The organism is Kluyvera intermedia (assembly GCF_034424175.1).
Lineage (GTDB): Bacteria > Pseudomonadota > Gammaproteobacteria > Enterobacterales > Enterobacteriaceae > Kluyvera > Kluyvera intermedia.
In genome coordinates this window covers 1,619,502-1,635,180 of the sequence record NZ_CP139986.1, presented here as the reverse complement: position 1 = coordinate 1,635,180, position 15,679 = coordinate 1,619,502, and the positions used below count along the sequence as shown (strand labels likewise).

Here is a 15,679-nt window from a genome sequence, read left to right as displayed (position 1 = left end):
TAACCAAAGGTTTGTAATATGGATAAATTGCGGTCAATGGAGATCTTTGTCGCGGTGGTTGAAAGCGGAAGCTTTACCGATGCGGCCAACCGACTGGGGATATCCGCGGTCATGGTGGGAAAATATATCGCTCAACTGGAAAGCCAGCTTGGCACACGCTTGCTTGAGCGAAATACCCGTCGCCAAAGCCTGACGGATGCTGGCCGTGTCTTTGTGGAGGAATCCCGACGAGTGCTGGAACAGGTGTTGATAGCCGAAAGCTCCGTGGAACGCCTGCGCCTCGCGCCCGCGGGCACGTTGCGGGTCAGTGCACCGACCTCATTTGGATCCTGCGTCGTGTCCCCGCTGGCCGCCTCTTTTTTGCAGGTCTGGCCGGAGGTGCGTATTGAGCTTGACCTGACCAACCGGATGGTCGATTTAGTGGATGAAGGTATCGATCTGGCCATCCGCATTGGCAATATTCAGCAAACCGATATTGTCGCGAAATATCTGTGTGAGTATCGGATGGTGATCTGCGCATCACCAGATTATTTAGCACGCTATGGCATCCCCCAAACGCCTGCCGAGCTAACCGAACATCTGTGCTTATCTCACACCGTCTGGACGGCTCGTAACGAATGGCTGTTGCCCGGAATGGCAGGTGAAGTCAGATGGAAACGCGATGCCATCTTGCGCTGCAACGATGGACATGGTCTGCGCATGGCAGCGATTGCCGGCGCGGGGCTGCTGCTGCAACCCGAAGTCTTACTGGCTGAAGATTTGGCTTGCGGCAGACTGGTACGCGTACTTGAGGCATTTACCCCACAGCCGCGGCCTATTCATCTGCTTTGGCGGCAAGATTTGCGTCCATTGCCTAAACTAACAAAGTTTATAACGCATCTACTGAATGGAATATAAAGAGATAATCGCTGGATTAGAGGTTAAGGTCGATATATAGCACTATTCCTAATGCAAAATTCAGTAAATAACGATTATCATTGATAACATCAATGATATTCTGCACTTGTTACATACTGATAAAAAGGACGAACAGTGAAAAAGACACATAAACTTGCCGCATCATTACTTGCCATCGCCTGTGCTTCCAGCTCTGCCTGGGCTGCTGAGCAGCCACTGGAGAAGGTCGCGCCGTACCCACAGGCTGAGAAAGGGATGAAGCGCCAGGTTATTCAGCTACCCGCACAGAAAGACGAGTCAGCGTTTAAGGTGGAGTTATTGATTGGTCAAACGCTGGACGTCGACTGTAATCGCCATCGCCTGGGCGCTGAACTGGAAAGTAAAACGCTTGAAGGCTGGGGTTATGACTATTACGTCGTTGAAAAAGTAACCGGGCCAATGTCCACCATGATGGCCTGCCCTGACCAGAAGAAAACCAAGCAGTTCGTTACCGCGTCATTGGGCGATGATGGCATGCTGCGCTACAACAGTAAGCTGCCGATTGTGGTCTATACGCCAGATAACGTTGAAGTGAAGTATCGCGTGTGGGAAGCCAAAGAAGAGATCCTTAGCGCCGTTGTGCGTTAAGGTTTAACCCGAACGCCGTCACCGGCTTTCCCGGGGGCGGCTTGCGCCTTGCCCGGGCTACGGGGTTGTAGCCCAGACGAACGAAGTGACGCCGAGAATGTGCTCCGAGCTAACCCGGGGTCGGCGTAAACGCCTCGCCCGGGATACGTTCGATCGTCGTTAATTTTTACAACGCAATATCAGCCATCTCTTTCACTTCTACTGGCTTTGATGCCACCTGCACCGCAGGCACCGGATCGGCTTCACGCGCGACTTCATGACGAAGCCCCAGCACTTCACTGGTATAGGCCAGCGTTTGGTCAATCAAGTGTGGGTTTTCCGTCAGCGTAGAGCCGTAAGTCGGCACCACCGCGCGGATTTTCTCCTGCCACTCGGCAGTTTGCATTTTATCTTTGAATACTTTGTCCAGCAGATCGAGCATGATCGGTGCAGCCGTTGATGCGCCAGGAGAAGCTCCCAGCAGCGCTGCCACGGTGCCTTCGTCATCGCTCACTACTTCAGTACCCAGACGCAATACGCCGCCAATACGTGAATCACGTTTGATTATCTGCACGCGCTGACCAGCCTGCCATAAACGCCAATCCTGTTTTTTCGCCATTGGGTAGTAAGCGCGTAGCGCTGCATGACGATCTTTATCTTTTTGCAGTACCTGACTGACCAGATATTTGACCAGGTCAAAGTTTTCCAGCCCCACGTTCAGCATCGGTAGAATGTTGGATTTATTGGTTGAGGCCAGCAGATCCCACAGCGAACCATTTTTCAGGAATCGCGTGGAGAAGGTCGCGAACGGACCAAACAACACCACACGTTTACCGTCAATAATGCGGGTATCAATGTGCGGAACGGACATTGGCGGTGCGCCAACGGAGGCCTGACCGTAAACTTTCGCCAGGTGATGGTTAACCACTTCAGGGTTATCACACACCAGGAATTGACCGCCAACAGGGAAACCTGCGTACTCTTTCGCCTGCGGAATTCGGGTTTGTTGCATCAGTTTCAATGCCGCGCCGCCGGCACCAATAAAGATAAACTTAGCTTTAATGGTGCGTTTGGCGTGGCTGTCATTGGCATCAGAAACCGTCACGCTCCAGCTGTTATCCGCATTACGGCGGAAACGACGCACCACGGTATTGAGCTGTAGCGCAAAATGTTCGCGTTTTTTCAGCGCGTTAATCATCTGGCGAGTGATTTCGCCATAGTTAACGTCAGTGCCCGCCTCGGTACGAGTCGCGGCAATTTTCTGCTGCGGGTCGCGGCCTTCCATCACCAGCGGCGCCCACTGCTTAATTTGTTCGTGATCTTCGGAATAACGCATCCCGTTAAACAACGGACTTTTCTGCAACGCGCGATAGCGGGCGCGCAGGAAGTTGACGTTATCATCGCCCCAGACAAAGCTCATATGCGGGACGGTATTGATGAAGCTTTTCGGCTGCGTCAGCACGCCGCGCGTGACCTGATGCGCCCAGAACTGGCGGGAAATCTGGAAGGCTTCGTTAATATCAATGGCTTTCTCGATGCTGACAGAGCCATCGGCTTTTTGCGGGGTATAGTTGAGTTCCATGAGTGCAGAGTGTCCGGTACCGGCGTTGTTCCAGCCGTTAGAACTTTCTTCCGCAACGCTTTCCATCTGTTCAACCATGGTAATTGACCAGTCTGGCTCTAATTCCTGCAGCCATGTACCCAGCGTGGCGCTCATAATTCCGCCACCGATCAGCAACACATCTGTCTCGTGCACCACCCGAGTCTTCGCCTTAGTCGCCACAGAAATGGTTTCGCTACCCGTTTGCTGTGCGTTGGGTACAGCTATCTTTTTTTTCATCGTAGGGGGCCTTACTTGACTGCGATTTGTTACATGCAGGTAAAAACATCCGTGCGGTTACGTTACCACCAGGCAGCATAAAATTAAATATTGTTTAAAATTTAAGTTGAGTTTTGAGATCTGTTATTAAAATGTTTAATAAATGTGTACAGGAAATGAGATTTGGTACTGGTAGAATGTGACGGGAAGCGGTATTATTCCCCCCTTTGTGATGGTGCGCACGGAAGCTGTGGCTTATGAAAGACCGGCCATCGATAACCTGTGAATATCTTATGCCCAACACTTCCCCCTCCCATTCTTTTACTGCCGTTTTGACATCACCAAGGCTATTAACACGTGAAGTGCTCGCTGGTGTGATTACCGCTTTAGCGCTCATTCCGGAAGTTATCTCCTTTTCGGTCATCGCAGGTGTCGATCCTAAAGTCAGCTTGATTGCCTCAGTCGTACTGTGTCTGTCGATGTCGTTTCTCGGCGGTCGCCCGGCAATGGTCACGGCAGCGGCCGGTTCGGTCGCCCTGGTTATCGGCCCAATGGTGCATCAACATGGGGTGGCCTACATTCTCCCTGCGGTGATAATGGCGGGCGTGATTCAAATTCTGTTTGCCGTGTGCGGTATGGCGAAACTGATGCGCTTTATCCCCGCGTCTGTCATGAGCGGTTTTGTGAATGCATTGGGTATTCTTATTTTCTTTGCTCAGGTTCCCCATTTCTGGAGCCGGAGTCCGCTGATTGTCGCGCTGTTTGCCGCCACGATTCTCATTGTGTTATGGCTTCCCAAAGTCACGAAAAGCGTTCCTTCCCCGCTGATAGCCGTTGTCTTACTAACGATTTATACCACCACCAGCGGACAGATTTTACCTACCGTTGGAGATGAAGGTTCAATGGGCGGCGGGCTGCCGGGACTCACCCAGTGGCTGGTTCCGCTAAACCTCGACACCCTGAAAATCATCTGGCCTTGCGCGCTGAGTATTGCGTTTGTCGGACTGATGGAGTCGCTACTTACCGCTAAACTGGTGGATGATTTAACCGTCACGCCGTCCAATAAAACCCGTGAGAGTGCCGGTCTTGGTATCGCCAATATTCTGGCTGGTTGCTATGGCGGTATTGCCGGGTGCGCGATGATCGGTCAAACCATCGTGAATGTGGAGATGGGGAAAGGCCGTAGCCGTGTTTCTACCGTCGCAGCAGCGCTGGTTTTGCTGCTGCTAGTCACCGCATTAAGCGAAGTGATGGCGATGATCCCAATGTCAGTGCTGGCAGGGATTATGGTGATTGTGGCGTTTAAAACCTTTAGCTGGCATAGCCTCAAGCCCACGACGTTAAAACGCACGCCGTGGCCGGAAACGCTGGTGATGTTGGTCACTATAGCGGCCACCGTCAGCACCGGGAATCTGGCCATTGGCGTGCTGGCCGGCATTATTATGATGGTGGTAGTGCCTGCCCGCCTTAAAGAGCGGGCCAGATTTAAAGCAGAAACACGGTCGCAAGACCCAGAAAAATAAAGAAGCCGCCAGTATCCGTGATCGCGGTGATCATGACGCTTGAACCGACCGCAGGGTCGCGTCCGAATTTGACCATGATCATCGGGATCAGTACCCCCATCACCGAGGCCACCAACAGGTTTAAGATCATCGCAAGCGACATCACCGCGCCGAGATGCATATCGTCATAAAGAAGCCAGGTCACGCCGCCCATAATCCCGCCCCAAACGATGCCGTTAATCAGCGCCACGCCCATTTCACGTAGGATCAGGAACGAGAAATTCCCCGGCTGGATATGCTGTAACGCCAACGCACGCACTATCATAGTGATGGTCTGATTACCGGTGTTGCCTCCAATTCCCGCAACAATTGGCATCAACGACGCTAACGCCACTAACTGTGAAATGGTATGCTCAAACCCGTCGATGACTCGTGAAGCGATAAATGCCGTACAGAGGTTAATCGCCAGCCACGCCCAGCGGGTTTTGACCGCTTTCATGACCGGAGCATAAACATCTTCATCACTGCTCAGGCCACCCATCCGACGTAAATCACTGTCGGTCTCTTCATAGACCACATCAACGATCTCATCGATGGTTAAACGACCCATCAGCTTACCGTCAAAGTCGATCACCGCGGCACTGATCAAGTTGTCACGTTCAAACGTTCGCGCCACGCTTTCAGATTTCTCTTCCGGGTGGAACGTCATAGGATCGGCTTCCATCACTTCATGGACAAAGCGATCTGCTGAATTAAGCAAAATGGTTTTCAGCTCAAGTTCGCCGATCAGCGTTTGATCGCGCTTGATAACGAATAATTTATCGGTGTTCTCCGGCATCTTGCCCAACCGACGCAGGAAACGTTGCACAGCGGCCAGCGTCACGTCCGCCCGGATGGTGATCACCTCAAACTCCATGATCGAACCCACGCAGTCATGCGCATAGTTCATCACCTGACGAACGCGCGCGCGTTCTTCCTGGGTCATGGACGCCAGCAGACGACCGGTCAAATCACGTGGCAGGTGTTGCACCATGTAGATCTGTTCATCGATATCCAGCGTATGCAATGCATCGAGCAACGCCCGGTCGCTCATATCTTCAATGAGGTCGTCCCAGACGTTCTCCGATGCTTCCAGCAACACTTTCCCGCGGCGATCGTCTTCGATCATATTCCACAGGGCGTGGCGTTCTTCCGACGGTAGCGCTTCCAGCGTATCGGCAAGATCCGGTGGTTGCAGGTGCGCGACCAGTGCGCCCACCTCCGCAAGATCGTCGGCCAGGGTGCTTTCATCGTACTGCTCAGCCAGCGTCAATTTCCCAAGCAACGCTGAGGTAATGGCCTTATCGGTGGTCAACAACCAGATAAGGCGCATACGCTCTTCATCGCGTAGGCGGGCACTGTTCTTCTTCAACAGAGACATGAATAATCCTTATTCGTGAAAGTTCGCCCACTCGGATGAGTGGGCGAGTTTAAGCATAGCGCGGGGTATGTAAAAAAGGCTAAACAGACCGCTCAAGCGTTGAAAAAATCAGCGAAGCGGCCAAAAAATCAGGCAGTTCGCGCGACGGCATCCCTTGAGGCACGTTCACGCTCTTCACCCACCAGTTCGCTAAGCTGTCCATTACGCATTTCCAGCAGACGATCGGCATGGACGAAATAGTGATCGTCGTGGCTGATGGCGAAAATCGTTTTCCCCATTTGCTGCATCAATGGCAGCAGCACCTGATAAAACTCGCGGCGGAAATGCGGATCCTGATCGGCCGCCCACTCATCGAGCATAATGATGTCACGTTCTTCGGCTAACGCCAGCAGCAGCGCAACGCGCTTCTTCTGGCCTTTAGACAATTTCAGATCCAGGATACGGCCATCCTCAAGCTTCACTTTATGTGTCATCTGTAGCTGAGCCAGCCACTTCTCGACCAGTTCCGGGTTGGCCTGCTTGCCTTCTGGCCCCAGTAGGTGCTCAAACAGCCAGACATCGGTAAACACCGCAGAAAACAGCTTACGATAATCTTCCGGTTTATCTACCGCCAGCGGCTGTCCGTCGAGAAGGATCTGCCCGGAGACCGGCTGATACAGCCCGGTCAATAGCATCGCCAGCGTCGATTTTCCGCTGCCGTTCCCGCCAATCAGGAACACCAGCTCACCGCGTTTGAGCGTCAGGTTCAGTGGACCAACGGCAAAGGTATTGTCTTCATAGTTGAAAGTCACATCACGCAGTTCAAGGGTCTGCCAGTGAGGATGTGCCGTCGGCTGCGGGAAGGTTTCCTGGTAAGGTGCCAGCGAGAATTTATTGAGTTTTTTGAAAGCGACCTGCGCGCTTAAAAGCGTCGGCAAAGCTCCAACCGCAGACAGCAGCGGTGTGCGCAGGAACAGTAGCGTCAGGGAATAGGTAGCGGCAACGTTGGTATCGGCCCAGCCCAGCCCGTTTGCCATCCAGAACACCAGGCCAATGGCGCCCAGCATCATAATGTTTGACCAGTTGACGGCGCTGAGGTGGAAGGTATCCGCGCGCACAATGTGGTGGCGATAGGCTTTAGCATCCGGGGTGAATTGCTGCTCGAAGACAAACTCCGCGCGTTCGCGATTGAGCGTCAGCTCTTTACGTCCTTCCAGCACCGTTTGATAGTCATTGTACAGCCGGTCTTCGGTTTCACGCAGCGTCGCCATGTGTTTATAGACGCGGGCCACCAGCATAAATCCGCCCCAGATGGTCAATGCCATCCACAGAGCGGTAATCAGCAGCATTTTAGTCGACAGCATCGCCAGATAGGCGGCAGAACCGAAGGTCAGGATAATCCCTTGTACGAGTTCCGGCAGGCGCACAAAGGCGATAGTGATAGCACGAATATCGCTGGTCAGCCCCGCCAACAGCGAGGCGCTACCCAGTTTCTCGACGCGTTCAACCTGGGTATCCAGGATGCGTTTAATAAACTCACGGCGCAGGCGATAAACAAAATGGTGTCCCAGCGTGGTCAGCGCCAGTTGTGAGCCCAACGTCACCGCCATCAGCAGCAATAGCAGGCCGAGAAACTCCGGTAACACGGATAAGGAGGTATCGACCATCTCAATCAAACGGACATTGATAAAGGCGATGAGCCCGATACCGAGCGCCGCGCTGAGCAGGCTCAGAGCCATCACGCCAATAAATGGCCAGCGATATTGACGCCAGACCAGTAAGAGAAGTTCCATAGCAGCAACCTGGGCAAGAAAAAACAGCCAGCAGTGTAAACTGCTGAGAAACTACATCAAGAATAATTCTTATTTTTATTCGCTATTGAGCGGCACGGCGAAACGTCAGGTTATAGCGCCACGGACCAACCTGTGGATGGTTACCTGCCTTCAACGGCAATATGGCGTGATAAAAAAGGCGTGATTCCCCTCCCCATACCACCACATCTCCGTGCTCCAGATAAATCTTTTGCAGCGGCGCGCTGCGCGTCAGCCCTCCAAACTGGAAGGTAGCGGGAAGCCCCAGCGACACCGAAACAATCGGTGCGTCCAGACACGCCTCATCTTTATCCTGATGCAGCGACAATTTTGCGCCTGGCTGATAGCGGTTAATCAGGCAGGCATCGGGATGAAAATGTGGGTAGCCGGCACGATTTGCCGCATCCTGCGCAAGGGCTAAAAAACAGTCTGGCATGGGAGCCCAGAGATTGCCGCTTAGCGGATCCACGGGCGAGTAACAGTACCCATGACGATCGGTACTCCAGCCAAGCGGTCCGCAGTTCGTCATCGCCACCGACATGGTGTAGCCCCCCGGCGTCACCATCTGGCGAAATGGCGAAACGGCCGCCACCCGATCAATAGCCGCCAGCAACGTAGTGCCGTTTTCTCGCGCCAGTCGTCGCAGCACCACAGCCCCCGGCGCTAATGGCTCTGACCACGGTGTCTCATCGGCAAACAGATCAAGCATCAGCGCTCCTTTTCACGTTGCAACAGCGCGGCTTTCCGTGTCACACCCCAACGGTAGCCGGAAAGCGCTCCATCGCCGCGCACCACGCGATGACACGGCACCACAATGGCTAACCGATTGGCGGCGCAGGCACTGGCGACCGCGCGTACCGCTTTGGGTTTGCCGATACTGTCAGCCACCTGCTGGTAGCTGCGCGTTTCGCCGGCCGGGATTGCACGCAGTGCCTGCCATACCTGCTGCTGAAAGGCAGTTCCGCGGATATCCAGCGGCAGCGATAACGTGCTGTCAGGTTGATTAATACTGGCAATCACCGTGGCAATTTGCTGGCTGAAAGCTGCGTCAGCCATGAGATATCGTGCAGCAGGCAAGGTTTGTTGAAGCTCAGTCAGAAGTTGGGCATCGTTATCGCCGAGCAATACGGCACAGACCCCGCGCTCACTTACCGCCACCAGACAGCGTCCTAGTGAGCACTCACCTGTCGAATAGTGAATATCCGATGACTGACCGCCCCGCCGATATGCCTGGGCGGTCATCCCCAAAATATCGTCCGCATGGCGATAGTAGCTACTGCTTGAGGGAAAGCCTGCGTCCAGCACCGCTTGCGTCACCGCGTTTCCGGCGGCTAATGATTCACGCAGCCGACGTGCGCGCCATGCCTGTTGCCAGGCTTTTGGCGTCATCCCTGTCACGGATTTAAACATACGATGGAAATGATAAGGGCTGACCGCTACCGCCTGCGCGAGGGACTCCAGCGTGACCGGCGTATCTTGTTCTAGCAAGCGACAGGCGCGAGCGACGCTATCGATTTTGTGTTGCTCTGGCGAAAGCGTATCGGGCCGACAGCGCTTACATGGGCGAAACCCGGCACGTTGCGCGGCATCAGCATTCTCAAAGAAACGCACGTTCTGACGCAGCGCATGGCGCGCGCGACAGGATGGACGGCAAAAAATACCGGTAGTCTGCACGGCGAAGATAAACTGACCGTCGGCCGCAGCGTCACGATCAAGCACCGCTTGCCAGCGTTCATCATCAGTGGTTGAAGTATACAATGTCATAACGAGCCCCTCCCTTTAGTGTAACCATCACTGTGCCTAAAGGGAGGAATTAAAAAACCCGCAATCTTGCTTTTTAATTTTTCCCGCCGACCAGGAAAGCGCGGAACTGTGGTGACATCCAGGTCGTGAATCCATCACCCTCTGTCATAATCATGTATACCGCCAATCCCTGTTCACGTACCACCTGCTGTGCTTTCTGCGGGCCAAGCACCATCAGCCCGGTGTCCCAGCCATCGGCTTCCAGGGCGGTAGGCGCAATGACCGTCACGGAGACCAGTTTATGGGTGATTGGCCGCCCGGTTTGCGGGTCGATAACGTGCGAGATCCGCTGACCATCCAGCTCATAGTAGTTGCGATAGCTGCCGGAGGTACTGATCCCGTGACCGTTAATGTCGACGATCGCCTGCACCGCATTTTCCCGGTCAGTCGGTTTCTGGATAGCCACTCGCCACGGTTGTCCGTCAGCATTCATACCCCGGCTGGCCAATGCACCGCCCACCGAGACCAGATAGCGGGAGATCCCTTCCTGAGCCATCAGACGCGCCAGATGATCGGCGGCATACCCTTCACCCACCGTCGAAAGATCAACATAAAGATCGGGGAGCGATTTTTGTAAGTACTGGCGCCCGGCACGGTTGATAACGGACAAAAACTCCAGCCCGGTGCGTGCTTTCGCGGCGTCAATTTGCGCCTGAGTTGGCGTTTTTAACGGCTGTTTGTCCGGGCCAAAGCCCCAAAGATTAACCAGCGGCCCCACGGTAATATCCATAGCGCCCTGCGTTTTACGACCAATGCGCAAAGATTCGGTAACGATATCCGCCATCGCTTCGCTCACCGGCCACGGCGTCATGCTGGTGGAATGATTGAAGCGCATCAGCGCCGAGTCGTTCTTCCATGTCGACAGTAGCTGGTCGTCACCGTCGAGTTGAGTTTGCACTTTCTGTCGCAGCTCATCAGCCTGTGCCTTATCAATACCCACGACGCTAACGCGCCAGAAGGTCCCCATGGTTTTCCCTTCCAGCACGGTTGCCGCCGCTTTTGGCGCAGCGGGCACACTGGCGTTATCACATCCTGCCAGCAGTACAACGACGCTCAATAGCGCCATACGTAAAAAAGTCATTTCCATTCGTTATTACCCTCCTGCGATCGCCGCAAGAGTACACTAATTGGTTAAATTTCGGCATAAAAAAAGGGGCCATTTGGCCCCTTTTTGACTACGTTGTAAAAATTAGAACTGGTAAACCACACCCAGTGCAACAACGTTGTCGGTGGAGATACCCGCACGACGGGTAAACTCGCTGTCATCCAGCAGGTTGATTTTGTAATCAACGTAGGTAGACATGTTTTTGTTGAAGTAGTAAGTCGCACCTACATCAACATATTTCAGCAGGTCCTGGTCACCGAAGTTACCGCCGGCAACACCGCTGTCGATGTTTTTGCCTTTAGACTGCAGGTAAGAAACGGAAGGACGCAGACCGAAGTCGAACTGGTACTGTGCAACCACTTCGAAGTTCTGAGCTTTTTCAGCGAAGCCTTTGACAGCGTCGTCGTTACCATTGCCGCTGAAGCGGGTCGCGTTGTAGGTCTGGGTGTACTGTGCTGCCAGGTAGATGTTGTTCGCATCATATTTCAGGCCGCCGGTGTAGGTCGTCGCGTTGTCGCCGTGACCGTAAACCATGTTGTTCTGGTCGGTAGTACGCTTAGAGCTAGCAATCGCAGTACCTACGCTGAAGCCTTCGCCCAGATCGTAAGTCAGGGAACCGCCGAAGCCATCACCGTTCTGTTTCAGATCGTTACGACCGTTGTTGGTAGAACCTTCACCAGAAACGCTGCCGTTTTTACCCTGATACTGCAGAGCAAAGTTCAGACCATCAACCAGGCCGAAGAAGTCAGTGTTACGGTAGGTCGCTACGCCGTTAGCACGCTGCTGCAGGAAGTTGTCAGAACCGTAGGTGTCGCCGCCGAATTCTGGCAGAACGTCGGTCCATGAGGTTACGTCGTAAACAACGCCGTAGTTACGACCGTAGTCGATAGAGCCAGCGTCAGCAATACGCAGACCGGCGAAGCCGACACGAGTCCACGCCTGGTCAGACGTGCTTTCGGTGTTGTTAGCCTGGATGTTGTATTCCCACTGGCCGTAACCGGTCAGTTGGTCGTTAATCTGAGTTTCGCCTTTGATACCCAGACGAACATAAGACTGGTCGCCATCAACGCTCTTGTCGCTGGAGAAATAGTGCAGGCCGTCTACTTTACCGTACAGATCTAATTTGTTGCCATCTTTGTTATAAATTTCAGCCGCATTTGCTGCGCCCGCTACCAGCAGAGCTGGTACCAGGAGGGACAGTACTTTAACTTTCATGTTATTAACCCTCTGTTGTTATATATATGCCTTTTTATATGCCACTGCTTACTGATTAACCCTCATTAATCAGTCGGCAGACCCATTGTGCTGTAAAAACAGGAATAATCCAATAGGAATATGATACGAAAAGCCTTGAAATGTTTCATTTATCGCTATAGATGTTTCTAAATATGTATTTCGGGGAACTTTTTTAAGCACAAAATGCGATGAAAAATAGCATCAATAATCAAAAGAGAATCATATTTATTCACTAAATCAATGAGTTAAAAAACACCAGGCGTTTAGCACTGAATGGTAAAACAAAACTTTCACACAGAACTAAAATAGTTCCCGCTATCATCATTAACTTTATTTATTACCGTCATTCAGTTCTGAATGTCTGTTTACCCCTATTTCTACCGGATGCTTCGCATCCGGTTTTTTTTACCTTTCTTTACGAAACCCGCCTCAATTTGTGCTACCGAACATAAATTATAACGATTATTAATTAATCGTTATGCATACATTGGTAATAGCCCTTCTCCTGTCAAAAATAATAATGTCTTGTTTATTAGTGCTATTTTTCAATGCATTTAGCTGGATAATTGTACAATCATTGTTATATTGTACAACTCGAAGCCAATATTGAGATTGTTCGCTGCCTAATAATAAAAGCGCAACTTATCCTGTTTAAGGTTTGCTTCCACCCTCATCGAATTTGCCGCAGTGCTGCATCTTGCTGGTTTTTTTGTATATACTGCCAGGCAGAGCAAAAACAAAGTTTCACGCCTCAATGCGCTTTAAGCTTGAGCATATCCTCATTCAGATGCCGTTATGATGGGTTACACACGCCAATGAGCCAGTCCGACAAGATGACCCCGAGTAAATTCTCCCTCCTGCCCGGGAGCATTACGCGTTTCTTCCTTCTTATGATCATCGTCCTGCTGGTTACCATGGGAGTGATGATTCAAAGCGCCGTTAATGCATGGCTAAAAGATAAGAGCTACCAGGTCGTTGATATGACGCATGCCGTGCATAAGCGTATTGATACCTGGCGCTACACCACCTGGCAAATTTACGACAATATCGCCGCCTCCAGCAGTAACGCAGCGCCAACCGATGGGCTGCAAGAAACTCGCCTCAAGCAAGACGTTTATTACCTTGAGAAGCCTCGTCGTAAAACGGAAGCACTGATTTTCGGCTCGCATGATAGCGCCACGCTTGATATTACCCAGCGTATGTCAAACTATCTGGACACGCTGTGGGGTGCTGAAAATGTACCGTGGTCGATGTACTACCTAAACGGTCAGGACAACAGCCTTATCCTTATCTCCACGCTACCTTTAAAAGATCTTTCATCCGGTTTTAAAGAGTCAACGGTTGGCAGTATCGTCGATTCGCGTCGTGCTGAAATGTTACAACAGGCGAATACGTTAGATGAGCGTGAAACGTTCTCCTCACTGCGTCATCTGGCATGGCAAAACGGCCGTTACTTCACCCTGCGCACCACCTTTAATCAGCCAGGTCATCTGGCAACGGTAGTGGCCTTTGACTTACCCATTAACGATCTCGTCCCACCGACGATGTCGCTGGATAGCTTCCGCCTTGAAGCGGACCCCGCGCAAAATGCCCAGCGTAGCCAGGAAAAAGATCCGGGCGATAGCGTCGCGATAAATTTCAATAGCTCGCGTATTGAAATTACCTCCTCGCTCAACACCACCGGTATGCGACTCGTGTGGCAGGTGCCGTTTGGCACATTACTGCTCGATACCTTCCAGAACATCATGCTGCCACTGCTGCTGAATATTGGCCTGCTGGCGCTGGCACTGTTTGGTTACTCCACTTTCCGCAATCTTCCGACGCGCGGCAGTACGAACACGACACCGTCATCCGGGACTAATAACGAACTGCGCATGTTGCGGGTGCTCAATGAAGAGATCGTCTCTTTGCTCCCGCTTGGGCTGTTGGTGCACGATCAGGAGTCGAATCGAACCCTTATTAGCAATAAGATTGCCGATCACCTGCTGCCACATCTCAACTTACAAAACATCACCAGCATGGCGGATCAGCATCAGGGGGTCATTCAGGCCACCATTAATAATGAACTGTATGAAATCCGTCAGTTCAGAAGTCAGGTCTCTCCGCGCACGCAAATCTTTATTATTCGCGACCAGGACCGGGAAGTGCTGGTCAATAAAAAACTCAAGCAGGCCCAGCGGCTGTACGAGAAAAATCAGCAGGGCCGTGCGGCCTTTATGCAAAATATTAGCGATACGCTAAAACAGCCGATCAAAGCACTGGCCGCTGAGGCGACGACGCTCAATACCGATGAGAGCCAGAAGCTGGCGAATCATGCGGATCTTCTGGTACGTCTGGTTGATGAAATTCAGCTCGCGAATATGCTGGAAAATGACAGCTGGAAAGGCACATCGACCCAGTTTTCATTGCAGGAGCTGATTGATGAAGTCGTGCCTGAGGTTCTTCCATCGATTAAGCGTAAGGGCCTCCAGTTACTGATTAACAACCAGGTCCCAGCAAAAGAGCAACGCTATGGTGACCGCGATGCCCTGCGGCGGATCCTGTTGCTGTTGATTCAGTACGCCGTCACGACCACGCAAATAGGCAAAATTACTCTGGAAGTGAACGTCGATGAATCCGCAGAGGAGCGTCTGACCTTCCGCATTCTCGATACGGGTAACGGTGTGTCTCACGGTGAAGTCGATAATCTGCATTTCCCTTATCTCAACGACACCCAGTCCGATCGTTACGGTAAAGCCAACGCCCTCACCTTCTGGCTTTGCGATCAGCTGGCGCGCAAGCTCGGTGGGCACCTCAATATTAAGCCAAGGGAATCACTGGGCACACGCTACACGTTACATGTCAAAATGGCGGTACGTGAGGAGAATGCCGAGCAGGAAGAGCAGTTATTAGATGATGTTGTGGTGATGGTCGATATCACCTCAAATGAGATTCGAAATATCGTCACCCGACAGATGGAAAGCTGGGGCGCGACCTGTATCAGCCCCGATGAGCGGGCAACAAGTCAAGAATTTGACTTATTTTTAACAGATAATCCGTCTAATCTTACTGCTTCAGGCTTGCTTTTAAGCGATGATGAGGCTGGGATACGCAAAATTGGCCCGGGTCAGCTGCGTGTGAACTTTAACATGAGTAACGCAATGCAGGACGCCGTACTCCAACTTATCGAAGAGCAGCTGGCGCAGGAAGACGTGACCGACTCGCTGCCTGGCAGCGATGAAAATGCCGAGCTTCAAGCCAGCGGCTACTATTCTCTGTTTGTTGATACGGTACCGGAAGATGTTAGCAGGCTGTATACTGAATCCGCAGCGAAGGATTTTGCTGCGCTGGCGCAGACAGCTCACCGCCTGAAAGGGGTGTTTGCCATGCTAAATCTGGTACCTGGCAAGCAGTTATGTGAAACGCTCGAACATCTTATTCGTGAGAAAGATGCTTCCGGCATAGAAAAATACATCAGCGACATTGACACCTACGTCAAGAGCTTGCTGTAGCAAGGTAGCC

The 15,679-nt window shown here is 52.2% G+C and carries 11 protein-coding genes; 4 read left to right on the top strand and 7 right to left on the bottom strand.

Going from position 1 to position 15,679, the window contains the following annotated elements; translation table 11 throughout:
• The first annotated feature begins 18 nt into the window (after nt 1–18).
• Nucleotides 19–897 (top strand): LysR family transcriptional regulator, encoded by an 879-nt coding sequence (locus U0026_RS07845; protein ID WP_062772452.1) that lies wholly within the window; start codon nt 19–21, stop codon nt 895–897.
• Nucleotides 898–1,032: 135 nt separating this feature from the next.
• The gene (eco, locus tag U0026_RS07840) at nt 1,033–1,524 is read left to right on the top strand and encodes a serine protease inhibitor ecotin (protein ID WP_062772455.1); all 492 of its coding nucleotides are present in this window, start codon (nt 1,033–1,035) and stop codon (nt 1,522–1,524) included.
• 166 nt (nt 1,525–1,690) lie between these two features.
• Here the strand turns inward: eco and mqo are convergent, their stop codons facing one another.
• Entirely contained in the window at nt 1,691–3,343 is a 1,653-nt protein-coding gene (gene mqo, locus U0026_RS07835; RefSeq protein WP_062772458.1) for a malate dehydrogenase (quinone), read from the bottom strand.
• Between the two features lie 272 nt (nt 3,344–3,615).
• On the opposite strand from mqo, the gene U0026_RS07830 reads away from it, so the two are divergent.
• On the top strand, nt 3,616–4,845 hold the full coding sequence (locus U0026_RS07830; protein WP_062772804.1) for a SulP family inorganic anion transporter: 1,230 nt from the start codon (nt 3,616–3,618) through the stop codon (nt 4,843–4,845).
• Here the strand turns inward: U0026_RS07830 and mgtE are convergent.
• From mgtE to U0026_RS07800, 6 genes are all read right to left on the bottom strand, one after another.
• A complete protein-coding gene (mgtE, locus tag U0026_RS07825) occupies nt 4,808–6,244 on the bottom strand; it encodes a magnesium transporter (RefSeq protein WP_062772461.1) in 1,437 nt (478 codons plus the stop codon). The genes U0026_RS07830 and mgtE overlap by 38 nt on opposite strands.
• Before the next feature lie 128 nt (nt 6,245–6,372).
• Nucleotides 6,373–8,016 carry a multidrug ABC transporter permease/ATP-binding protein gene (locus U0026_RS07820; RefSeq protein ID WP_062772464.1) on the bottom strand — a complete coding sequence of 548 codons (1,644 nt, stop codon included), beginning with the start codon at nt 8,014–8,016 and terminating at the stop codon, nt 6,373–6,375.
• Between the two features lie 82 nt (nt 8,017–8,098).
• Complete coding sequence (gene alkB / locus U0026_RS07815; protein ID WP_062772467.1) at nt 8,099–8,743, bottom strand: DNA oxidative demethylase AlkB; 645 nt, start codon at nt 8,741–8,743, stop codon at nt 8,099–8,101.
• Nucleotides 8,743–9,798 (bottom strand): bifunctional DNA-binding transcriptional regulator/O6-methylguanine-DNA methyltransferase Ada, encoded by a 1,056-nt coding sequence (ada, locus tag U0026_RS07810; RefSeq protein WP_062772470.1) that lies wholly within the window; start codon nt 9,796–9,798, stop codon nt 8,743–8,745. Before ada ends, alkB begins: the two co-directional genes overlap by 1 nt.
• A 73-nt stretch (nt 9,799–9,871) precedes the next feature.
• A complete protein-coding gene (apbE, locus tag U0026_RS07805) occupies nt 9,872–10,924 on the bottom strand; it encodes an FAD:protein FMN transferase ApbE (protein WP_062772473.1) in 1,053 nt (350 codons plus the stop codon).
• Nucleotides 10,925–11,026: 102 nt separating this feature from the next.
• On the bottom strand, nt 11,027–12,157 hold the full coding sequence (locus tag U0026_RS07800; protein ID WP_062772476.1) for a porin OmpC: 1,131 nt from the start codon (nt 12,155–12,157) through the stop codon (nt 11,027–11,029).
• A gap of 836 nt (nt 12,158–12,993) precedes the next feature.
• On the opposite strand from U0026_RS07800, the gene rcsD reads away from it, so the two are divergent.
• Nucleotides 12,994–15,669: a phosphotransferase RcsD gene (gene rcsD, locus U0026_RS07795; RefSeq protein ID WP_062772479.1), complete on the top strand. Its 2,676-nt coding sequence runs from the start codon at nt 12,994–12,996 to the stop codon at nt 15,667–15,669.
• Nucleotides 15,670–15,679 lie beyond the last annotated feature (10 nt).

Excerpts from the sequence above, each read along its gene's own strand:
- ada (WP_062772470.1), bottom strand. The coding sequence starts at position 9,798 with ATGACATTGTATACTTCAACCACTGATGATGAACGCTGGCAAGCGGTG.
- rcsD (WP_062772479.1), top strand. The coding sequence starts at position 12,994 with ATGAGCCAGTCCGACAAGATGACCCCGAGTAAATTCTCCCTCCTGCCC.
- U0026_RS07830 (WP_062772804.1), top strand. The coding sequence starts at position 3,616 with ATGCCCAACACTTCCCCCTCCCATTCTTTTACTGCCGTTTTGACATCA.
- U0026_RS07800 (WP_062772476.1), bottom strand. The coding sequence starts at position 12,157 with ATGAAAGTTAAAGTACTGTCCCTCCTGGTACCAGCTCTGCTGGTAGCG.
- apbE (WP_062772473.1), bottom strand. The coding sequence starts at position 10,924 with ATGGAAATGACTTTTTTACGTATGGCGCTATTGAGCGTCGTTGTACTG.
- alkB (WP_062772467.1), bottom strand. The coding sequence starts at position 8,743 with ATGCTTGATCTGTTTGCCGATGAGACACCGTGGTCAGAGCCATTAGCG.
- mqo (WP_062772458.1), bottom strand. The coding sequence starts at position 3,343 with ATGAAAAAAAAGATAGCTGTACCCAACGCACAGCAAACGGGTAGCGAA.
- U0026_RS07845 (WP_062772452.1), top strand. The coding sequence starts at position 19 with ATGGATAAATTGCGGTCAATGGAGATCTTTGTCGCGGTGGTTGAAAGC.
- mgtE (WP_062772461.1), bottom strand. The coding sequence starts at position 6,244 with ATGTCTCTGTTGAAGAAGAACAGTGCCCGCCTACGCGATGAAGAGCGT.
- U0026_RS07820 (WP_062772464.1), bottom strand. The coding sequence starts at position 8,016 with ATGGAACTTCTCTTACTGGTCTGGCGTCAATATCGCTGGCCATTTATT.